The following is a 21,489-nucleotide window of genomic DNA, read 5'->3' on the forward strand; positions in this document are numbered from 1 at the left end:
ATGGCCACCCTCGTTCTCGGTGCGGCCGGCGCCGCCATTGGCGGCAGCATCGGCGGCGCGATCCTCGGTGTCAGCGCCGCGACCATCGGCGGCTTCATCGGCTCCACCATCGGGTCGGTCGTCGACAGCTGGATCATCTCGTCGCTGGCGCCCACCCAGCGCATCGAGGGTGCGCGGCTCGACACGCTGCGCATCACCTCGGCCACCGAAGGCGCGGTGATCCCGCGCCTCTATGGTCGGATGCGGATGGGTGGCAACATCATCTGGGCGACGGATTTCCGCGAGGAAACGAAGACCACCACCCAAGGGGGCGGCAAGGGCGGCGGGGGCGGCAAGGTCAAGACCACCGAGTATCTCTACTACGCATCCTTCGCCGTGGCGCTTTGCGAGGGGCCGATCACGGGGATCGGCCGCATCTGGGCCGACGGCAAGCCGATGGACCTCTCCGGCGTCACCTGGCGCTGGTATCCGGGCGACGAGGCGCAGACAGCCGACCCGTTCATCGCCGCGAGGATGGGCGCGGCCAGCACGCCCGCCTATCGCGGCACCGCCTATGTGGTCTTCGAGGAGCTGGCGCTCTCGACCTACGGCAACCGCCTGCCGCAGCTGTCCTTCGAGGTGTTCCGCCCGCTGGCCGATCCCGACACCGCCGAGGGGCTGACCCGAGCCGTCACCATGATCCCGGCCTCGGGCGAGTTCACCTACGCCACGCAGGCCATCCGCAAGACCGATGGCGGCGCGACGGCGCCGGAGAACCTGAACGCGCTGGCAGACTCCACCGACATGGTGGAGGCGCTGAACCGGCTGCAGGCGATGGCGCCTGCGGTCGAGAGCGTCAGCCTCGTGGTGGCGTGGTTTGGCGACGATCTGCGCGCCGGCTCCTGCAAGGTGCAGCCCGGCGTCGAGGTGTCGGCCAAGTCGACCACGCCCGCCAGCTGGTCGGTCAACGGCGTGAGCCGCGCCAACGCCTTCCTCGTCAGCCGCGACGACCAGGATCGCCCCGTCTATGGCGGCACGCCGTCCGACTTCGCGGTGGTGCAGGCGATCCAGGAGATGAAGGCGCGCGGGCTGCGGGTGACCTTCTATCCCTTCATCCTGATGGACGTGCCACCCGGGAACACGCTTCCGAACCCGTATTCCGACAACGCCGCCGCATCGGGCCAGCCCGCGTTCCCATGGCGGGGGCGTATCACCTGTTCGCCTGCAGCGGGCTACGCGGGATCGGTCGACAAGACCGCCACGGCGGCAAGCCAGGTCGCGGCGCTGTTCGGCGCGGCGACGCCTGCGAACTTCAGTGTAGCTGGCCAGTCTGTCTCGTGGACAGGCACGCCCGGGGACTGGGGCCTGCGGCGCATGGTGCTGCACTACGCCCACCTCTGCGCGGCGGCGGGCGGGGTCGATGCGTTCCTGATCGGCACCGAGATGCCGGGGCTGACGACGATCCGCTCGAGCGCCAGCACCTATCCGGCTGTGCAAGCGTATCGGGATCTGCTCGCGGATGTCCGCTCGATCTTCGGGTCGGGGACGAAGATCGGCTACGCGGCCGACTGGTCGGAATACTTCGGTCACCAGCCGGGCGACGGCAGCGGCGACGTGTTCTTTCATCTCGACCCGCTCTGGGCGGACCCGGAGATCGATTTCGTCGGGATCGACAACTACATGCCGCTGTCGGACTGGCGGGACGGCTTCGAGCATCTCGACGCGGCCGATGGCTGGCCCGCGATCTACGACCGGGCCTATCTGCAGGGGAACATCGCGGGCGGCGAAGGCTTCGACTGGTTCTATGCCAGCGCGGCGGACCGCTCCGCGCAGGTTCGGAACCCAATCACGGACGGCGCGGCCGCCAAGCCATGGGTTTTCCGCTACAAGGATCTGCGCGCCTGGTGGTCGAACCCGCACTACGACCGCCCGGGCGGGGTGGAGAGCGGCACGCCGACGGCGTGGGCGCCGCAGTCCAAGCCGATCTGGTTCACCGAGCTCGGCTGTCCCGCCATCGACCGGGGCACCAACCAGCCCAACGTCTTCTTCGATCCGAAGTCATCCGAGAGCTTCACGCCGCATTTCTCGCGGGGCTGGCGGGATGACGCCATTCAGCGGGCCTATCTCGAGGCGACGTATCTCTGGTGGGGCGAGGCTGTGAACAATCCGGTGTCCTCGGTCTACGGCGGCCGGATGGTGCATGTCCCCGAATGCGCCGCCTGGACCTGGGACGCGCGGCCCTATCCGTTCTTTCCGGCGCTGACCGACGTCTGGACGGACGGCGCGAACTGGCGGCTCGGGCACTGGCTGACCGGGCGGCTCGGCGCGGTGTCGCTGGCCGCGCTCGTGCGGCACCTCTGCCTGCGCGCCGGGCTGCCGGAAGCCAGTATCGATGTCACCGGCCTCTGGGGCGCGGTCGAGGGCTACGCCGTCACCGCGCTCGAAAGCCCGCGGGCCTCGATCACCACGCTGTCGCGGCATTTCGGCTTCGATGCCGTCGAGACCGAGGGGGTGATCCGCTTCGTCATGCGCGGCCGAGCGTCGGTTGCCACCCTCGCACCCGACGATCTGGTGGCCGCCCGCGAGGGCGACGTGCTGGAACTGACGCGCAGCCAGGAGACCGAACTGCCTCAAGCGCTGAAATGGCAGGTCGCGCGTGCCGACGAGGACTACGACGCCGCCCTCGTCGAGGCGCGGCGCATCACCGTGGACACGACGCGGATTGCCTCCGAGTCCTTCCCGATGGCCGTGCCGCCCGAGGAGGCCGAGCGCCGCTGCCGCCGTGCCCTGATGGAGGCGTGGGTGGGCCGGGAGACGGCGGCGTTCCGCCTGCCGCCCTCGCGCCTGGCGCTCGATCCGGCCGATGCGATCCGGCTGGAGCATGACGGGCGACTGGTCGATCTGCGGCTCGTCTCCATCGCCGACGCCGAGGCGCGCGGCATCGAGGCGGTGCGCCAGGACCGGGCGACCTACGACCTGCCGCCCGGCGATCCCCGCGCGGCGTCGCTGACGCGGGCGGTCGTGTTCGGCGCGCCGGATGCGGTGCTGATGGATCTGCCGCAACTGACCGAGGACCAAGCCGCGCATCGACCGCTGATCGCCGCGCACGCGGTTCCATGGCCGGGCGAGATGGCAGTGTTTCGCAGCCCCTCGACCGATGGCTTCGAGCTACTCACGACGTTCGGCAGCCGCGCCCGGATCGGGACACTGGTCTCGGACTTCTACACGGGCCCCACGTCGCGCTTCGATCTCGGCAATGCGCTGATGGTCGATCTGCTGACAGGCACGCTGGAGAGCGTCACCGACCTGACCCTGTTCGGCGGGGCGAACGCGCTGGCGATCGAGAGTGCGCCCGGCGTCTGGGAAATCGTGCAGGCGGGCGTGGCAGAGCTTCTGGCGCCGGGTCGATATCGTCTGACCGGGCTCCTGCGTGGCCAGCGCGGGACCGAGGGCGCCATGGGCAACCCGGCGCCTGCTGGCGCGCGGGTCGTGGTGCTCGACGACAGCCTCGCAACGCTGCCGATCGCCGAGGCCGACCTTGAGATCCCGTGGAACTGGCGCATCGGCCCGGCCAGCCGTTCGGTCAGCGACGAGACCTATGTCGCGCAATCCTTCACGCCTCAGGGCGTGGGGCTGCGGCCGTTCTCGGTCGCCCATGTCGAGCAGCCGTGGCGCAAGCCACGTGCGCCCGGCGATCTGACGATACGCTGGACCCGCCGGTCCCGCGCGCTCTCGGCCGACAGCTGGGGCGGGCTCGAGGTGCCGCTGGCCGAGGAGCTCGAAGCCTACGAGGTCGAGATCCTCGATGGCGCTGCCGTGAAGCGGGTGCTGAGCACGACCACCACCAGCGCGGTCTACACCGCCGCAGACCAGACCGCCGATTGGGGCGCGCCGCTTGAGCCCGGCGACACGCTCGACATCCGCATCCATCAGCTCTCCGCCCTTTTCGGGCGGGGTGCGCCCAAGGCTGTAACGCTGAGCTTCTGAGGTAGCGCAATGAGTTCTGGCACGGCGCGCGATCTACGTCGTAGGCTTGGGACATGCGCCCCGAGGACGAAGACAGGATTGCAGCCCAGCTTGCCAGAGTGATGGCCGTGGCCTGCGTGCGCAACACGCAGCTCGAGGACTTGCATGCGGGTCCGGCGCCCGTCTCCCACGCGGGCGACGGCAGCGACGTCATCGTCGTGGACGCCGGGGGGAACCGTATTCCCTGGTCCGAGGTCTCTCGGATCGACGACGACGAGATGCGCGCGCTCATGCGCGAGATCGTGGATCGCCTCTACACCTTCCATCTGCGGATCGACGACCCGGCCTTCAGGGCCGAGATCGATCGCTGGGCCGCAATGACCGCGAAGTGGGACGCGCCGAAGCCGGACCCGGTTCTGTCGGCCATTCCGGCGGAGACGCCCGAGCGCGGGTAGCCCGCCACCTACCATCGCCGCGCCTTCATCCGCCGCCTGCCATGCAGGCGGCGTTCTTCGTTTTGGAGACCGCCAATGTCCGACGCCACGACCCATCTCCTGCTGCCCTACATCCTCGCGGCGCAGGCCCAGAAGCATGTCACCCACAACGAGGCGCTGAGGATCCTCGACGGGCTCGTCCAGCTCTCGACCCTCGATCGGGACCTGACCAGTCCGCCCGGAAGCCCCACCGATGGCGACCGCTACATCGTCGCCTCGGGCGCGACGGGCGATTGGGCGGGCTGGGACCTGAACGTTGCGCTCTGGACGGACGGCGCTTGGCTCCGCTTGCCGCCCCGCACCGGCTGGCGGGCGTGGGTCGAGGATGAGGGCCTGCTGCTGGTCTACGATGGTGCGGGCTGGGTCGGCACCACGCCCAGCGAGTTGCAGAATATGGCGCTGCTCGGGCTCGGCACGACGGCGGACGCCTCGAACCCGTTCTCGGCCAAGCTGAACGCCGCGCTCTGGACCGCCAGGACTGTGGCCGAGGGTGGCACCGGCGATCTGTTCTACACGATGAACAAGGAGGCCGCTGGCGACGATCTCGGCCTGACGCTGCAGACCGGCTTCGTGACCAAGGCGCTGGTGGGGCTCTTCGGCTCCGACCGCTTCCGCCTCGCGGTCTCGGCCGACGGCAGCACCTTCTTCGACGGGCTGAGCGTCGACAACGCCACGGGCATCGTCGACCAGCCTCGGCTGCCGCGGTTCAAGGCGTACACCAACTACGACAACTACGTCGGCGTCGGAACCTGGACGAAGATCGGCCTCAACAACACCGACTACAACGATCAGGGCGCGTTCGACGCCGCGAACAACCACTTCGTCGCCCCCGTGGACGGCACCTACCTCTTCGGCGCGACGCTCCTCTACAAGATCAACGCCAGCGCGACGGCCCGAATGCGTGGGCGGCTGGTGCTGAACGGTGCGACCGAAATCCGCGGCTCCCTCGGCGAAATCTCCGCAACCCACGTCTCGCTCGCCACCGCGATCTGGCTGCAGACGATGGTCCCGCTCTCCGCAGGCGATACCGTAGAGCTGCAAGGGTATTTCCGCGTAGCGGACGGGTATTTCGCCGCCGATCATACGTCCTTCTGGGGTTGCAAGGTCGGCTAAATTCTCGCCACGCTGACGGTACCGTTCCCCGGGCAGTCGCAACCTTCAGAATTGGCCTGACGCGTCGCCCGCCGCATCCTGGTTTGCCTCCCAATCCCCGTAATTGCGTCCGTCTGGGAGCTTCCAGAGGATCCGGCCATTGGCGCTCGCACCAATGACGGCCGCAGCCGCGGCAGAGGCAGACGTGAAGCTGTAGGCGCTTGTGAACACAAGAAAATCGCCTTCCTCGCGGAGAACGCCCTTCTCGACAAGTGTGTTCCGGAGCGTGACCGTCCCTCTCGGTATCGTTCTCGTCGTCCGGACCCTTGCCCTCGAACCTGCCGTGACGACGAAATCCCCGGAGGGCCCGATCTCCATCTCTGCCGCGAAGCCGTCGCCCCGGAAGAAGAACCGAGGGCTTTCATGGAGTTCAGCCTTTGGCAGTTCTTGCTCCGCGATCTGCTCCGGCGCACGACCGCGGACTTCTCGGAAGAGATCCCAGCCAAGGGCTCCAACCAGTGTTTTCGTCTGATCCACGAACTCGTCCATGGCCGCGCGGTCGGGGAGCGGTAGCTTGCCCGCGTCGTCGGACGGCGTGCGCGTGTTGGGCAGGGTCCAACGGGGATTGCTGACGACCCCCCGGATCAGACAAGCTTCGACATAGCGCGCGTGGCTCTTGGTCAGGTTCTCGTCCTTGCTGATAAGCACCACCGTATCGGTCCAGAAGCCCTTGGCATCGCGACCAGCTTCATTCGAATTGTGATACGACAGGCGAGCACCGACGCCTTCGGACTCGCCAATATACGCAAGCTGCCGGTCCTGCGCGTCTTCGTCGGCGCCGATCAGGATGTAGACGCCTGGCCGTTCAATCTCGGGGAAAGCTTCACGAACCCGCCGAAGCTGGTTGCGCCGGAAGGCAATCGCCTGGATCGTCGACATCGAGATCTGCGCCACCCGAATGCCGTTCGGATCGCCGTCTAGCAGGAAGATATTAATCGAGCGCGGTTTCATCAAAGCCGTTGAAATGAAAATACCATCACAGGGCCGCCGCTCCCTCTCGCAGGTAGGTCACCTCAAAAGCCTTCACTTGCCGGAAGCGTTGATGCCTGTTGGCCGGGCTAAACCCGTTGTTCAGGTCTGCCCGCTGGAATACGTCGAGTCCCCGATCTAGCAGGATCTTCCAGCCAGTGTCTGTCACGAGGTGCCGGGCGTGGATTGTGCTCGTCCCGTCAAAGGCCCAGCCAAATTCCACGCCCAAGGGTGCGATCCCGTCCCGGATCTGCTCAAGATATCCCGTCTGCCGCTCGATGTCGTCCGGGTCCGGAGCGGTGATGAGCTGGAACTGGACGTCCTCCCCGTCTGGCTTGCGCAACGCCACGACTTCGAGAAGTTCCATTAGGTTGCGCATCTGGTGATAGACCCGAATGTAGGGGTCCGTGAGCGTGATCACCGCCGCCCCGTCGAGCCATGGGCCGAGAAGCGCGTCGAAGCTCACCCCCTTTTGGTTCTCCACGAAGGTGACGTGACCGGGCGCGGGTCCGCGCGGGACGTCCGGCACCGCCGGCGGATGCAGATCGCGTCCCTCCGGGGCGTCCCGGACCGGCGCGGAAGCGGGCGCGCCCGAATCCAAGTGGGGCGAGTCTGGCTCGATTGCCGCCTCGCCCACCTCCTCGACGTTCCGGCGGTGATACCAGCGCGGGTGCTCACGCTCCTCGAGGGTCTGCACCTTCGTCACTCGACCCGTCTTGTCGGCGAAGTTGAACTCGACCTCCGGGTAGGTGCTGTCGATCCGCATCAACTGGTCCTTGACGCGTTTTCGCCCCTCTATTGCGAGAGTCAGCAGCTCCCGAATTTCCTCCGGAGTCGCGCGCCCGTCCGGGAAGAGGAGCTTCATCAGGCCGGAGAAGGTCTTCTGCACCCCGTCCCGGTCTCGGGTAGAGATGGAAGCATCCAGCGTGAACAGCTCCCGGTAGTCCATCGAGCGGTCCTGCCCTCGCAGGTGACGCAGCACCTCCGCGAGGTAGTCTACGATGAAGCCGTAGCCGGTCGCGAACATCTCTCCGCGGATGACGTCGATCTCCCAGCCAGGCAGGTAGGCGTGGAGGCGATCAATGAAGGCGCTATCGTAATACTTCTCAGGCAGCTCCTCGAAGAGGTCGGTATGCTTGAGCATGTACGCGACGGAATGCTTGGTGTTCCCGATGAACGCCATCGACGCCTCCGCCCCGAGCGTCTCGACTCCGCGCGAGAAGGACTTGTTCGCCAGGTAATTCTTCATGATGTCGACGAGCGCCTTGTCGACCTTCTTCTGCCGGCCGGCGAACTCGTCGAAGGCGATCGTGTCCCAGTAGCCGACGAGACCGATCTTCCCGCTCGCATTGCTCACGAACAGCTTAGGGACGGTTACCTCGCCACCAGAGATCAGGATCCCGTGCGGGGAGAACTCGGAAAAGATGTGCGATTTGCCAGTCCCTTTTGGGCCAAGCTCGATCAGGTTGTAGTTCCGCTCCACATAGGGGATCAACCGCAGCAGCTGGAGGAGCTTGCTGCGCCGGCCGAACGCGTCCGGGTTGAACCCGATCGTCTGGATCAGGAGGTCAATCCACTCCTCCGTCGTGAACTTTGCCCGCCCGGCCAAGTACGCGTCGAAGTCGAAGCTGGACATCTGGATCGGCTTAAGCCCCGCGAGAACCCAGGGGACCGAATTCGCCTCCTCCTTGTGATCGTATTCGAGGTCCGCGATCGACCAGACCCCGGAGACGAGCATCTTCTGGTTCTTCTTGACCGTGTCGCTGTCCACCAGGACCTTCTTGATCCCAAGGTTGGCAAAACTGGCCTCATAGGAGTCAGTTTTCTCGTTAAGCGCGACCGACACCTTGTCTATGACCTTACCGCGCCCCTTCTCGCGGATGTTCGACCGGATCAGGCCCGCTTCGTTGCGGTGCACGTAGTGCCGGTGCAGGATCTCCTTCACGGTCTCGATGCCGGTCTGGATCGAGGCCTCATCATCGGTGGCGCAGTATTGGCCGAGCAGATACTCCAACACATAGGTCGGCACGATGGCGTTGCCCTTGACCGCCTTCACCAGGTCCTTTCGGACCACGAAGCCCGCGAAGTGCTCGTTAGTCTTGTCGTCGAGGTCACTCATTCGCAGGCTCCTCAGAAATCAAAGTCAGTGGTCATGCCACGCCGCAGCTGGAAGCGGTGGGTGGCATAATCCTGGTAATGGCTGGTCTTTCCGACCCGTTCACGCAGCTTCAGGATGACATCCTGATTGTTAAACCGGTCGGCCTCCCGCGAGAGGAGGAACTTGCGCGGCATTTCCCGCTCGCGGGCGTTTTCGGAGCGGAAATCGAAAATCAGGGTGTACTCGTCGGAGATCAGTGTGCCGTCCGTCGCATAAATGCCGGCCAGAAGCTCCCGAGGCCGCATCTTCTCCGAGACAGGCTGGGTCTGATAGAGCGTCACCGCTGTCTGGCCCGAGGAGATCAGGCTGCGGCCCGTGACGAAGATCTGCACGTCGACCTGGCCCACATCCGTCTCGCGCTGTTTGCCGACCCGGATGACCGGGATGACCACTTCCTGCAAGCTGGCGCCGCCATGTACGAAACGGCTGCCAGCGCCCTTCACGCGCATCCGGTTGATCGAATTCGGGATCAGGACGTCCAGTCCACCAGAAAGGCCCAGCCCTGCTGCGCCGAAGTGCTTCATGCCTGATGTAGGTGTGAGGCCCCGCCCAATCACAAAACGCCGGTTGCGGAAGAGGATCTCGGCGCCCTGCGGATCGGCGATCGCGAAATCGCTCTCGTCAAGAGCACGATGCTGATAGAGGAACCCGTGATCCGCAGTGATGAGGATGTTGGAGAAATTGGCCGAAGTCAGCTTGCGGACGAGCTTGGTCAGATCTTCGATAGCATCCTCAGCCGCCTCGGGCAGCTTGTCTTCCGTTTGCAGCTTGTCGCCGATGGCGTCGATGCGGTTGTGGTAGACGTAGACGATGTGATTGTCGCGGAAGAGCGCCTTTCCGTCATCGGTGCGCATGTTCATCACGTCTTCGGATTTCAACGCCCGCGCGCTGTCTCCCTTACGCCCCGCGGCGAGCAGCTTTTCTCGAGCCGCAAGACCCTTGGTATTCTCCCCGTCCGAGATGACATCGCCGCTTCCGTCCTCTGCCAGGGCGAGCGCGCTGTGCGGCAAAAGCGCCGCCATGCCGAGCTGAGTGTAGCTGGGCAGCGAACTGATCATGGGCTTCAGTTCGGCATCGAAGCGATCCAGAGCGCGGATCCGGCGCAGGCATTCCTCGCCCACCTCGAAGCGGAGGGCGTCCGAAATGATCACAGCGACCTTCTGGTCCTTACGCCGGTACTCGGCGGCCTGCTCCTGATAGAAATTGGCCTGCGATGCGAAGCCGGGGATCTTCCACTCGCCGAGGCCGGCGATCTGATCCTGCCATGCGTCGTTCAGCGCCAGGACGAAGTTGTTCGTGTAGCGGTTCTCGACGGACGCATAGAGGTCGGCCAGGAGGGACGCCTGACCGCTTTTCTGCATGTGGTAGATGAATTTGCGGTAGAGCTGATCCAGCCGATACCAGCTGGTCACATAGCGTTGCACGCCCTCAGCAGGGCTGGTCATCCCCAGGTTCGTCTCTGCGAGCGCCTGCTGGAACTCGGTGGCGTAACCGATTGCCTGATAGATGTCCGCGTAGGTCGGATACCAATGGCTCTGGCGCCGCTCGCGCACCCAGTTCAACGCCTCCGGCGCGCTCACGGATTGGGCTGACATCGCGCGGACGATCTCGCGGATGATCTGGCGGTCGATTTCCTCGAAATGATCGACGCCCACCAGAGTGCGGAAATCACGCTTTTGCAGATCGGCGGGGATCTTCAGCAGATCCTGATACCGGGCCGACAAAATCTCGAAGGCATCCGTCCAATGGCGGTTGTTCTTCCAGCGGCGGAAGACCAACAGCGCCTCGGCGTTCAACGCGCCGTCCTCCCCCAGAACGCGGGCATAGGCCGACTGGAACAGCGCGATGGCGAAGTCCTCGAAATCCGGCTCATCGGGCTTGTAGCCATAGGCCTGGCCGACCTGCTTCCAGAGGAAATCCGTCAGCCCCGAGCGCTCGATCAGCCTCAGGGCGTCGTCCTTGTCGACGGCCAGCTCGCCCAGCAGCGCCTCGATCACCGTGTCCAGCCCGCCCTCGGCGCCCGCGCAGATGGCCAGCATGCGGATCCGCATCTGGGTCTGGGTGTCCGAGGACGAGGTCGGCATCAGCCGCTTCAGCGCCTCGACGCGGGCCTTGGCGCGGAAGAACTCGATATGTCCGCGCACCACGTTCTCGAACTGCAGCGGCAGGCCCAGCTCGGCCAGCCAGATCGCCGCCTGGTCGGCCTTGAACACGGCCGAGGCCAGCTGCAGGTCCAGAAGCCAGTTGTCCACCATCTCGGGCTCGGGCCCGTCCTTGAACAGCAGGAAACGGCCCTTCGGCTCTTGCCGCAGGATCCGGTACTTCAGGCCGAACTCGTTGTTCGCGATCTCCAGCTTGGTCACGCCGGGCAGATCGACCGCCTCGAACTCCGCCCGCATGTCGCGGTCGGCGTCGTACCAGAAGACGAGCCGCTTGTCCTCGAACAGCTGCCGCAGGCTGGCGGCGATGCGGTCACTCATCCGCGGCCTCCAGCCCCTTGATCGGCTTCAGGGCCGCGCCGAACAGCGGGTAGTTCCGCTTGACCCCGTCATCCAGGTCGATCTCGATCTTGGCCTGCGCCAGCGGGAAGATGACCTCGCGCTCCCATTCCTCCAGCTCGGCGAGCTGCTTGGCGATCACGCCCACGTCCTTCAGCGCCTTTGTCCGCTGGGTCTGGGTGGCGGCGGGGTCGTCGGACAGCTTGTCCAGCCGCGCGCGCTCGGCCTCGAGCTTGCGGATGAACTCGCGCAGGTAGTCGTTCAGCAGGACCGAGACGGTGTCGGGCCGATAGCGGTGCATGTAGATCAGCGCCTGGAACGTGCCCTTGGGGGAGGAGAACATCCAGTAGATCGGGCGCTTCTTGTAGCGCTTCACGTGGTCATCGTAGAAGCCGCGCGTGAAATACTTGCGGATGTCGCCGATCTGCGCCTCGACGAAGGCGAGGTTTTCGCGGAAATGCGCATCGCCGAAGGTCACGCGCAGGAACTTGCGGAAGCGGTCCACGATGTCGTCGGCGAACCAGTCGGCATCCAGAACGGGGATGACGTTGTCCTCGTCAGGCAGGAAGCTGGGGTTCGGCACGCGGGCCAGATAATCCGCCGGCGTCTCGCCCGGGTTGGCGAGGATCAGGCCCGGCGCGTCGAGGCTGTAGCGGCCGAACATGCAGCCCACGGCGTAGGACAGGAACTCGGCCATGGTGTCGGTGCGCAGGCGGGCTTCGCGCTCAGCTTCGGTGCCCTTCACGCCATAGCGATAGGCGGGGTTGCAGGTGAGGGTGATCTCCTCGATCGGGACCTCGGGGGTCAACTCGTCCTGCAGGCCATAGGCGTCGATGAAGATGCGGTTGTTCTCTTCCTCCAGCAGCTGCATTTCGTCCGTCATGGTCTGCCAATGGGTGCGCAGGCGGGCATAGGTGACCTCGAGCGTCCCGGCCCGATGATCGGGCGAGAGCAGCGGGAGCGTGGTGAAATCCCAGGAGGTTTCGTAGGCATCCCAGTCGGATTTTGCGATACGGCGAAGGGATCGAACTTGGTCGATCTGCTTCACCGCAAGGCCCGGAAGTGAAGACAGATAGCCTGGGTGAAGGTTGATCGTTGGATTGATCAAGGGCAAAGCTGTTTCTGTGATCTTTGAATTCAGCAGCCCGAGCAGATACTCGATTTCGACATCAGTTTTGGGCTGGCATAGGCCGGCTGCGGCATCGAATATGAAGCCGTCGGAGTGGAGCCTGAATCCGTTGCGACCGGTTGTGACAACGGTCCAGCATATCGCGGGCTGAAAAATATTTGAAAGATTGAAGTTATGCGCCCAGATTCGATCGCTGGTCGGATGTTTAGTGTTCTGAAGCAGAGAGCCGTCATTCTCCCAATTTACAAGGCTTTCTTCGTTTCCCGCCCATTTTCGGAACTCCCCGCCCTTTGCATAGGGAAACCACTTTCTTCCAGATGCCTTGGCCGCCTCTCGAGACGCGGCTCCAAATTCGGCTCGCTTACAGGATACCTCCTGCCACTGGCGCACGTGCCATTCGTTCTTTCCAGTGGCCATCCCAATTCGAAAGTCGCAGAAGTCGCCAAGCAAAGTTGACCGTGGGAACGTTTCCCGAAGCGCCTCACTCACCCAGTAGGCAATGGGACTTCCTGGAATTTTCTCAAAATCCTTGGATGACACCATCGAAAGACGCTCGTTGTTTGGCGGGAACTCGAGCGGAACTCCGTTATCGTCGGTTTCGTAATATCGAACGCAGCAGAATCTACCGTTGAACTCAGCCTTTGGCGACTTTTCGCAGACGAAGGCACAGGTTCCGAAGTTAATTCCCATGCTTGTTCCACCCTTGCCAAGGTATGGCATGTGAACCATCGACTGAATTGTTGTCTCTTCTAGAAGGCGTATCCTAAGCTTCTCAAATGACCCCAGGAACATCCAGCTTTCCATCGTGACCATCGCGCTGAAGCCACGCGAAACCGCAAGGCTTAGCCCTCGCTCAATGAACGCAGCAAACAGATCCGATTTTCCGTCCGGATAGTTCTTCTTCGTGAAATCTTGGATTTCGGAGTTCATCCCCTTCCCGCCCATATACGGCGGGTTGGCCACCACCACGTGATACTTCGGCGACAGCGCCTCGGCCATGCGCAGCACGGAAACGACCCGCTCCTGCACCTCCTTCAGCAGCAGGTCGCCGCCGAAGTCCCGCGCCTGCACCACCCGCAGAGTCTCGGCCGGGTCGCGCAGTTTCGGCACGATCAGCGAGCCGAAGTTCTTCGCCTGCTCGAACTGCAACAGCGTCTCGCGGAACTCATCGGTGAACAGGTCGCGCCCCACCACGGCCGCCACGTCCTGCATCTCGGCCGGGGTGAAGGTCACGTTCTGCAGCACGACGATGTCGGGCTTCGCCTCCATCCGCAGGAATCGCCGCCGCCCCAGCCGCGCCGCCGCCTTCATCGCCAGCGCAAAGGCCGCGAGCGCCCCTGCGCGGTCGTCGATCTCCACCCCGGTCAGGTTGTGCTGCAGGATCAGCGCGGGGATCCTGTCGGCCTCATACCCCTCTTCCTCGTAGATCGCGTGGAGCAGGTCGAAGGCATAGGTCAGCATGTGCCCCGACCCGCAGGCCGGATCGCAGACCTTGATCTCCTCGGGCTTGCCGATCTTCAGGAAATCCGTCTCGGGCTCTTCCGGCGCGATGTAGTAGTCCATCCGCTCGGCCAGCTTCGACCCCGGCCGGTTCAGGAGCCACAGCCGCCCCAGCGAGTTCTCGACCAGGTAGCGGACGATCCAGTGCGGGGTGAAGAGCTGCGTGGCCGCCGGGATGTTCTCGGCCGTGATCTTCTGGTTCTTCTTGAGGCCTGCGAAGACCTGGTCCTTCTTTTCCGAGATGTAGAACTGGTAGAGCCAGCCGATGATCTCGACATCCTTGCAATCGTCCTCGGGCATGGCGTCGCGCAGGCGGGCGAGGATCGAGGTCGGCGAAAGCAGATCCTCGGGCATCAGGAGTTCGGTGTAGTCGCCCACCTTCTCGAACAGGAAGGGCATGGGCTTGTGCCAGGCGTTGCAGGCATGGACGAGCAGCGCACGATAGGCCTCGCCCTGCGGGTCGCGGCTGGGGCTGCGGCCATCGAGAAGGGCCGCGATGGTGGCGGGCGCGCCCTCGGGCAGGTTGCCCGCCATCGCCTCGGCCAGAATCTCGGGTCGCGTGGCGTCGCCCTCGGGCGAGACGACGCGCGGGTTGGTGTAGCCGTTCACGTCCATGAAGCGGAGCGCGGTGAAGCGGTTGAACCAGGTGTAGGCGACCTGTTCGATGACCTGGGCCTTGCCGGTCTGCGCGATGGCGGCGTCGAGCTTCTTCATCGCCGCAGGGTTCTCACGCCGGGCGGAGGAGGCCGGGTCGATGACGACGGAAAGCTTGGCGGTGACCTGATCGATCAGAAGGTTGCGCGCGGCTTGCGCGAATTTCTTGAGGGCGTTGGTATCCATCAGACGATCACCTTCTTGCCCGCGGCGATCTCGGCCATCAGGGTCTTGCGCAGTTCGTTCACGTATTGGTCGACATCGGCCTCCTCGGCCAGATAGGGGCGCGGATAGGCCACCTTGATGTCCGAGGCGTTGACGTAGGACGGCGGCCGTGGCGCCGGGGCGGGCCGTTCCTTCATGCCGGGATCGGCCGGAGCGGGCGCCGGGGGCTGCGTCATCCGCGCGATGTCTGCCAGCATCTGTTGCATCAGGCCGGAGCGCGCGCCATTCGCCCGGTCGCGCAGGATCGGGATCATGGTCACGGTATCGAGCCCAGCCTTGTGCGAGGCGACGCTGCGACGGATCTTGTCCTGCTGCTCGGGGGTGAGAGCCTCGAACTCGGCCGTCTGGGCGACCTTGTCGGCGCATTCATCGACGGCGGCGATCACCGCCTTGCGCTCCTTCAGGACATCGAGTTCGACCTTGTCCTTCAGGGCGTAGAGTTCGGACTTCAGCGCCTGGATCGCCGTGCCCTTGTAGCAGTCGGGATCGCGCAGGGCGGCGCGCAACTTTTCCCCGGCGGTGGCATCGACATAGCCGATGTTGGCCTCTTGTGCCTGGAGGAAGTCGCGGACGTCGTCGTAGATCTCCCGCTGAGCCCCGCCCATGAAGCTGCGGATCTTGTCGAGGATGTCCTCCTTGGCGTTCAGCAGCGAGTCTTCCTGCTTGACCGGTTCGGTGATGTACCAGGCAGCGGGTTTGCCGACCATGGCGACAACCTGATCCCGTAAGGGCTCCAGCGCCGCGACGAACGGATACTTGTGGTTTTCGGTGACGAGCCGGTTCAGTTCGTCCGCCAGCTTGCGAATGCTCTCCGCCCATTCGCCGCCGAGAACCCGTGCATCGGAGCCGTCGGCAGGCAAGCCGAACAGTTCCTTGTAGAGATCCTTGGCTGCGCGGATCTGGGACGAGGTGAACTCGAGTTGCGGGGTCAGGAGGATATTGCCCAGCATGTGGCTGTTGTTGAGCGCCCGGGCGAGTTCGGCCCCTTCCAGCGGCGTGCCGTCCGACCGGGCCTCGCATTTGCCTTTTCCGGACAGGCTGGCGGTGAGGCACAGGGTGGCAACCGTCGGCCATCCGTAGGGCTTTGCCCCGAAGCGTTCGGTAAGGTATTTGGCCGAGACCTTCACTCCGTTGCGGGCCTGGCTCTGAATGTGGTTCAGCACATCCTGTTCGGCTTCCGTCAGGCCGGTACCGGCTTCGCCAAACAGGGTGGACGTCGGACTGGCGGCCTTGGCGATGTCTGCTTCGACGTAGTTCACGCCCCTCAGCATCGGCAGGTTCACGTAGACCTTGTCGACAAGCGCCTGGAAGGCCTTGACGATGCGGTCCTGGGGATCGTCACCGCCGATGTCCAGTTCATCACCACGCACGAAGAGGCGTGCGGCGGCCATGAGTTTCCGCAGGCGAAGTTCCAGATCTTTCGCGCGGCGGCCGTTTTGCTCTCCCTTTTCGAGAATGATCCGGTCTCGGCCAGGCTGGGGCGATCCGCTGCGCGATTGCCGGATGAACTTGTCGGTCTGCCGGAACAGGGTCAGATCCCGAATGAACCGGACATCCGGCTGCAGCACGATCGCCAGTTCCTCGCGCCCCATGTTGCGCATGCGCACAGCGTCAGGAGCCGCAGCATCGTCACTGAAGGGGCTGATGATGTTGATCGAGAGCTCGTATTCCCGGCCCAGCAGATGGTCATCGAGCTTCCGGCTGAAGGAATACTCATAGCCCGTGGTCAGGTGCTTGATCTTGCGGTGCCGAAGGATCGTGTCGAAGGCAAGGGTTTCCAGCTCCTTGCTGATCTCGGTCGGATCGACATCCAGCGCCTTGATCTCAGCCTCGACGTCCTTCTCTTCGTTTGTGAGGAATTCGTAGACCTCGCCATTGCGCTGAATGTAGGTTTCGCGCTCGAGACGCGCCAAAGCGTCTTCGATCTTTCGCCGTTGTCCCGCTTGGTCAGCCTCGAATTCCGACAACAGAAGAACGCTGATGTTGCGTACGGTCGGCTTGAATTCCTTCACATACTTGACAAGGAACAATGCTTTCAGAACGCGAACCGCGAAGGGATCGTCGAGGTTCCGCTCGGCGATCTGGATGGACTGTTGGACGGCGGACTTTAACGCGGTGCGGATCCCCTCGAACATCAAATCGAAGGTCGCGAGCCCCCCGACAGGACGATCGGCAAGGGTTTTGGCGACCTCTTGGAACACGCCCAGCATCGAGCGTTCGCCCACGGAGCTATGCTTGCCCTCGAATGCGTTGTGCTGGGAGAGCGACGTGATCGCCATCTGGAACAGCGTGTACTGATAGGGTGGGAACGGATAGCTCGCGACGAAATGCTCGCGGTCGCGATAGTTCTTCAGCCGGATCGAACCATCTGCGAAATCGAACAAGGTCTTGAGATTGTTCTCCTCCTTGTCGTGCAAATTGCCCAGCATGATCTGAGCCGCGTCGGTCTTGGACAGCAGGCGGCGTTGAATGACCTCGGCTACATCCGCCGAGTTCAAGGGCATGCGGTTGGCAAATCTTGCCTGGATTTTCGAGAAGTCGTTTTCCTGCCGGGCAGTCATGTCCCCGACGACTTCTGTAATGGCCTGCTGCGCCGTCACTATGATCCACGCCTGACCCTTGCACTTCGTGTTCAGGCTCTCGGCGATGGTCTGAAGGTTCGTCATCAGCTTGACGTTGTCGGCAATGTACTGGCCGACCTCATCGACGAAGAAGTTCAGTCTGAAATTCGGCACCTGCCGGTCGATCCAGGCCTTCACCGTGTTGGCGAAATCTTCGATTGAGACCCTCGTATCTTTTCGGTACTGTGAGAGGATATCCTTGGCATCGACGGGATCTGCGCCAGTTGCCCGTGCGAATGCCGCAGCGATGTTGCGCCCCTCCAGCAGAGCCTCCTCACGGCCTCGAGTCTCCCAAGGCTTTCCGGAAAGCTCCAGGAACGCCGCCTTGAACGCCTCGAACTGACCACGCTCATCGAGTTGCCGTTCGAACTGCGCAATGTGCGGCTGCTTGCCGTAATAGCCGCACATCTCGTCGAACACCTTCTGGAAAACCGATAGCAGCGCGTCGACGTCGTTCTTCGAGATTACGTCCGCCTTCTGGTCAATGTTGAACAGGATCGACTTCGAAGGGATCGACACGGCTTTGCGAAGGGCGCCAGCAAGCATAGGCTCGTCCTTCAGCTTCTCAGCGAAGATGTCGAACGCCTTGATCCCGTCGACTTCGCGATTTTCCAGCAAGAGCGCCAGCATCTTCAGAAGATGCGATTTGCCTGAGCCGAAGAAGCCTGAAATCCAGACGCCGTTCGCGGTCTTGTAGTTATTGTAGGCATCGAGGAACTGCTCAAGCCGTTGCCCGATCTCGCCGGTGATCACATACTCGTCGAGCTCGATCCGGAGGCTTGCTTCGTCGTCCGCCTTGATGACGCCATCGATGGCGCGGTCGACGGGCTTCTCAAAGATTTCGCGCATCGCAATCGTCATCGGATCAAACCTCGTAGTTCAGAATATTGAAGGCCCGGTAGTACTTGTCGTCGTGCAGGCGCCCGAACAGATCGAGTGAGGCCCCCGTTGCGAGCGCATGGGTGTAGCTGCCAGGGAAGAACAGGACGGTCGGCTTGTCCTTGGCCGTGCTCTGCAGATTGTTCAGCACGTTGTGCGACCGGATGTATGGATAGACCTCGCCAACGCCGGAGAGGAAGATGACGTCATGCGGTGTGGCTTCGATGGCGTCGCCAATCTTCGGGATCAGGTTGGCTTTGGGATCCAGAACGGACTGCAGAAGCTCCCGGATCTCTCCTTTGTCGGTGTCCGACTCGATCTCGAGGATCTGCTCGAGGATGCCGCGCTCTTCGAGAATGCTGAGCGAGAGGTCGTAAAGGCTCAGGTCGAGAACGGCGATCCCGGCGTGTGTTATCCGGGTAACGAGATCCAGCCGGTCCTCAACCATCGACAGTCCTTCTTCTGCCGGATAAGGGCAGATGAAGAACGGCACCTCATTTCCGAGGCCTTGCTTGGTCAGGAACCGCTGGCTGGTGACGACCTTGAATAGATGCTCTGCCCGCTCTTTGCGGCTGGTCGGCTTTCTCACAAAGCGCCTCCATCATGGCTCAATCCAGGAAACACGACGAGGTCCCTTGGATTTTTCTCTGCCAGGATCGCCTTGAGCCGCGGCGAGACATAGGCCGACAGGATCTTGTTATCGTCGGAGATCACGTTTGCTTCGCGCATCATCCGGAACAGCACCTGCCGCAGCTTTGCGCGGGTCGTCGGACTGATCCCGGCAAGGCCTTCATCCCATTCGGCTTTGGCGGCAAACAGGACGTCGAAACTTTCCAGCGGCAGGTCGAGTTGGAAGGAAAGAAATCGCTCGTGGATGACTTCCGTCGCGAACTCTCGGACAAATCGGTATGCTCTGCAGGTCGCGAGCCACAGTAGGGCTTGCTGGTCTTGGCGATCTGCCACCTGGACGAGATAGCCGAGCTCTTCATCGCTCAAGGTCGAAATCCGATTCACGATCTCACGAAGCGTTCTGCGACGCGACGCGGCCTTGGGGAGGGACGTCACACCTCCCTCCAAGGCGCGCCGCAACGTGGCGTCCCACGCCTCCGATGGCGCGTGCATTCGGGCAACTTCGACGCTTTCGTTAAGCAGCAGTCCTCCAACGGCGAAAGACATCTTGTAAGGCTGGTGGTCTGCACCCGTCATCGTGCCGAGCTCCCATCTTGCAGATGAACCACATCACGATTCAGGAGAACGATCTGCTGATCCTGCGGCTTCCTAGCGCCGGGATCAGTATCAAGCCCGAGACGCCTGAGCGCGTAGTACAGCAACGCCCGCCGGACTATGATCTTCGCCTTGCCGGCCCGCATGCCGTAGTCGAGCGCGATGACCTTCGCCTGCGTCTCCGATAGGTCGGGGTGGGGGGCGACTTCCAAGGTGACCTCTGAGTGCCAGTCGCGGTCATTCTCGGCCGAGGTATCGCTTTCCCGCGATCCGCGGATGTCGAGGATCCGTGAGAGCAGGAAATCCTTGAAGCTTTCGTCGGTAAGGCAGAACGCCCGCGCGTGCCAGCGGAAGCCGTCGAAGGCGATGGCGTGAGGTGCAATCCAGCGCCATCGCGGCTCGGGGCTGGACAGGGACTGGTATTTAACCTCGATCGCCTCGGAGCGACGGATGGCGCCGACCACGGAGCGGAGCGTCACCGGATTGACCCCGCGCACCGGCGTCGGCGCGGCCGCATAGGGCGGGAGACCCGCGATCCAGGAATCCTCGCGGTCGAGGATCCCGTCCGCGACCGAGCGCAGCTGGGCGAGATAGCGGCTGGCGTCGGGCTCGAGGAAGTGCGGCTTGAAGGCTGAGCCGCGGACATAGGTTCGCGCGCTCTTGTCGTAGACCATGTTGTCCGGCGCGAAGCCGATGTAGCGGTTCAGGTCGGTGGACGCCTGGTTCACCGAGACCCCGAACTGGTCCATCAGATCGCTTCGGTTCACATGCCCCTCCCAGAACAGGCGGAACTCTATGAACTCGAGGCGCTGCTCGACGCCCCAACGAAGTTCCGACCTGTCGCTCTCCATCACGCTCTCCCGGCTCGGGCGATGCGCACGATAACTATGCGCGCCCATTTACTGGGCCTGAGCCGAGGCTAGCCGAGCCGGGAAGGTGGCGCAATCGAAATGCGCCGCAAATCAGAGCTTTGGAGCGTGACTTGCGGCCGGGAGGTCGCCAATGGCGTCAGAGCGCGACGATCCGCTGATCAGCAGTGGATTGAATGACCTCTTGCTCGAACGCCTCGATGTCGCTGACGCGGTAGACGACGCGTCCGCCGAGCTTCATGTATGCCGGGCCTTCGCCAGCCCACCGCCACCGTTCCAGTGTGCGGTGCGAGATGGTCCAGCGGTCGGCGAGTTCTTTCTGGGTCATGCAGTTCCGTTTCATATTGTCCTCCATCTGAGCAACTCGACATGGTTGCGTCTGAACGAAGGCGTGAAAGAAAATGCGAGGCAAGTCAGTTAGTTGCGCAAGTCCGCGCATTGCGTCTGGTTTGGCGACAGCGGGGAATTCGAGCGGGGATCAGCGCCCCGGTTTTGGGAAGTTCCGAACGGACGCAACCGAGAGAAAACGATTAATAATCGCTTGGAGACGAGCGATCTCGTGTAGTTCTGCCAGCGCATGACTGCGGGACTCTGAGCCGAGATTTTCGATGACTCATTCCCTCCGCCATTCACGTCAAATTAAGCGTCTCTCGGCGCGCTGCGCAACGGCAGATAGTGCAACGTTTCAAAGGCTTTGCAGGTTCGACCTCTGCACTGCCCAGCCGACAAACTCCGTGCGACATTCTCCAAATGGACCATTTCTCTCCGGACCTGTGGACTGAGGCCCGCAAGATACGGCCGGAAACCCTATGCATTTCAGTATTTTAGGCAGAAGAGCCTGACCGCGGAGTTGGTTTCGGCAATGGTGAGGAATTGATCATTGGTGGCGTAGGGTGGCCCTGACTTGCCGGGGGAATGCCTGAAGCTGATTGGAGCAGGCAGGCTGTCCTCTTTCCTTGAGGGCGAGGTCAGGCTGTGGCGCCGATCTCGATTTGGCCTTCGGTCCCCAGCAGCCATTCCTCCAATACTGTGATCGCGCTGTTCACAGAGCTGGCTCGGGAAATCTGGACAGCGGGGATAAGTGGAAATTCTGCCTGAGATCGGCATGATGCCGTGAACAGGAGAGACCATGACGAGACGACCGCGCCGGAACCATAGCCCGGCTTTCAAGG

The 21,489-nt window shown here is 63.2% G+C and carries 13 protein-coding genes; 3 read left to right on the forward strand and 10 right to left on the reverse strand.

Annotated elements, in window-relative coordinates; translation table 11 throughout:
- The 3 genes from FWJ24_RS13400 to FWJ24_RS13410 all read left to right on the forward strand — a co-directional run bounded on the left by FWJ24_RS13400 (position 1) and on the right by FWJ24_RS13410 (position 5,552).
- On the forward strand, positions 1-3,966 hold the full coding sequence (locus FWJ24_RS13400; protein ID WP_150288337.1) for a baseplate multidomain protein megatron: 3,966 nt from the start codon (positions 1-3) through the stop codon (positions 3,964-3,966).
- Between the two features lie 53 nt (positions 3,967-4,019).
- Positions 4,020-4,400, forward strand: a complete 381-nt coding sequence (locus tag FWJ24_RS13405) for a hypothetical protein (RefSeq protein ID WP_166443720.1) — start codon at positions 4,020-4,022, stop codon at positions 4,398-4,400.
- A gap of 75 nt (positions 4,401-4,475) precedes the next feature.
- Positions 4,476-5,552 carry a DUF2793 domain-containing protein gene (locus tag FWJ24_RS13410; protein WP_150288338.1) on the forward strand — a complete coding sequence of 359 codons (1,077 nt, stop codon included), beginning with the start codon at positions 4,476-4,478 and terminating at the stop codon, positions 5,550-5,552.
- Positions 5,553-5,597: 45 nt separating this feature from the next.
- Here the strand turns inward: FWJ24_RS13410 and FWJ24_RS13415 are convergent, their stop codons facing one another.
- The 10 genes from FWJ24_RS13415 to FWJ24_RS14745 all read right to left on the reverse strand — a co-directional run.
- On the reverse strand, positions 5,598-6,542 hold the full coding sequence (locus FWJ24_RS13415) for a GIY-YIG nuclease family protein (protein WP_114535616.1): 945 nt from the start codon (positions 6,540-6,542) through the stop codon (positions 5,598-5,600).
- Between the two features lie 25 nt (positions 6,543-6,567).
- Positions 6,568-8,679 (reverse strand): BREX system Lon protease-like protein BrxL, encoded by a 2,112-nt coding sequence (gene brxL, locus FWJ24_RS13420; protein WP_150288339.1) that lies wholly within the window; start codon positions 8,677-8,679, stop codon positions 6,568-6,570.
- 11 nt (positions 8,680-8,690) lie between these two features.
- Positions 8,691-11,198, reverse strand: a complete 2,508-nt coding sequence (gene pglZ / locus FWJ24_RS13425) for a BREX-1 system phosphatase PglZ type A (protein ID WP_150288340.1) — start codon at positions 11,196-11,198, stop codon at positions 8,691-8,693.
- A complete protein-coding gene (gene pglX / locus FWJ24_RS13430) occupies positions 11,191-14,685 on the reverse strand; it encodes a BREX-1 system adenine-specific DNA-methyltransferase PglX (protein WP_150288341.1) in 3,495 nt (1,164 codons plus the stop codon). Before pglX ends, pglZ begins: the two co-directional genes overlap by 8 nt.
- Entirely contained in the window at positions 14,685-18,206 is a 3,522-nt protein-coding gene (gene brxC, locus FWJ24_RS13435) for a BREX system P-loop protein BrxC (protein ID WP_150288342.1), read from the reverse strand. The genes pglX and brxC overlap by 1 nt, the downstream gene beginning before the upstream one ends.
- Positions 18,207-18,210: 4 nt before the next feature.
- Positions 18,211-18,813: a DUF1788 domain-containing protein gene (locus FWJ24_RS13440; protein ID WP_150288343.1), complete on the reverse strand. Its 603-nt coding sequence runs from the start codon at positions 18,811-18,813 to the stop codon at positions 18,211-18,213.
- Positions 18,810-19,430, reverse strand: a complete 621-nt coding sequence (locus FWJ24_RS13445) for a DUF1819 family protein (RefSeq protein WP_150288344.1) — start codon at positions 19,428-19,430, stop codon at positions 18,810-18,812. Before FWJ24_RS13445 ends, FWJ24_RS13440 begins: the two co-directional genes overlap by 4 nt.
- Positions 19,427-20,299 carry a WYL domain-containing protein gene (locus tag FWJ24_RS13450; RefSeq protein WP_166443721.1) on the reverse strand — a complete coding sequence of 291 codons (873 nt, stop codon included), beginning with the start codon at positions 20,297-20,299 and terminating at the stop codon, positions 19,427-19,429. Before FWJ24_RS13450 ends, FWJ24_RS13445 begins: the two co-directional genes overlap by 4 nt.
- 157 nt (positions 20,300-20,456) lie before the next feature.
- On the reverse strand, positions 20,457-20,645 hold the full coding sequence (locus tag FWJ24_RS13455; RefSeq protein WP_246155686.1) for a helix-turn-helix transcriptional regulator: 189 nt from the start codon (positions 20,643-20,645) through the stop codon (positions 20,457-20,459).
- A gap of 488 nt (positions 20,646-21,133) precedes the next feature.
- Positions 21,134-21,489 (reverse strand): hypothetical protein (locus FWJ24_RS14745; RefSeq protein WP_206110849.1); only part of this gene is annotated, 356 nt, incomplete at its 5' end.

Source organism: Rhabdaerophilum calidifontis (assembly GCF_008641065.1).
Classification (GTDB): Bacteria; Pseudomonadota; Alphaproteobacteria; order Rhizobiales; family Beijerinckiaceae; genus Rhabdaerophilum; species Rhabdaerophilum calidifontis.

Bases quoted from the DNA above. Each gene is read 5' to 3' on its own strand.
- FWJ24_RS13400 (WP_150288337.1), top strand. From the start codon at position 1: ATGGCCACCCTCGTTCTCGGTGCGGCCGGCGCCGCCATTGGCGGCAGC.
- FWJ24_RS13405 (WP_166443720.1), top strand. From the start codon at position 4,020: ATGCGCCCCGAGGACGAAGACAGGATTGCAGCCCAGCTTGCCAGAGTG.
- FWJ24_RS13410 (WP_150288338.1), top strand. From the start codon at position 4,476: ATGTCCGACGCCACGACCCATCTCCTGCTGCCCTACATCCTCGCGGCG.
- FWJ24_RS13415 (WP_114535616.1), bottom strand. From the start codon at position 6,542: ATGAAACCGCGCTCGATTAATATCTTCCTGCTAGACGGCGATCCGAAC.
- brxL (WP_150288339.1), bottom strand. From the start codon at position 8,679: ATGAGTGACCTCGACGACAAGACTAACGAGCACTTCGCGGGCTTCGTG.
- pglZ (WP_150288340.1), bottom strand. From the start codon at position 11,198: ATGAGTGACCGCATCGCCGCCAGCCTGCGGCAGCTGTTCGAGGACAAG.
- pglX (WP_150288341.1), bottom strand. From the start codon at position 14,685: ATGGATACCAACGCCCTCAAGAAATTCGCGCAAGCCGCGCGCAACCTT.
- brxC (WP_150288342.1), bottom strand. From the start codon at position 18,206: ATGACGATTGCGATGCGCGAAATCTTTGAGAAGCCCGTCGACCGCGCC.
- FWJ24_RS13445 (WP_150288344.1), bottom strand. From the start codon at position 19,430: ATGACGGGTGCAGACCACCAGCCTTACAAGATGTCTTTCGCCGTTGGA.
- FWJ24_RS13450 (WP_166443721.1), bottom strand. From the start codon at position 20,299: ATGGAGAGCGACAGGTCGGAACTTCGTTGGGGCGTCGAGCAGCGCCTC.
- FWJ24_RS13455 (WP_246155686.1), bottom strand. From the start codon at position 20,645: ATGACCCAGAAAGAACTCGCCGACCGCTGGACCATCTCGCACCGCACA.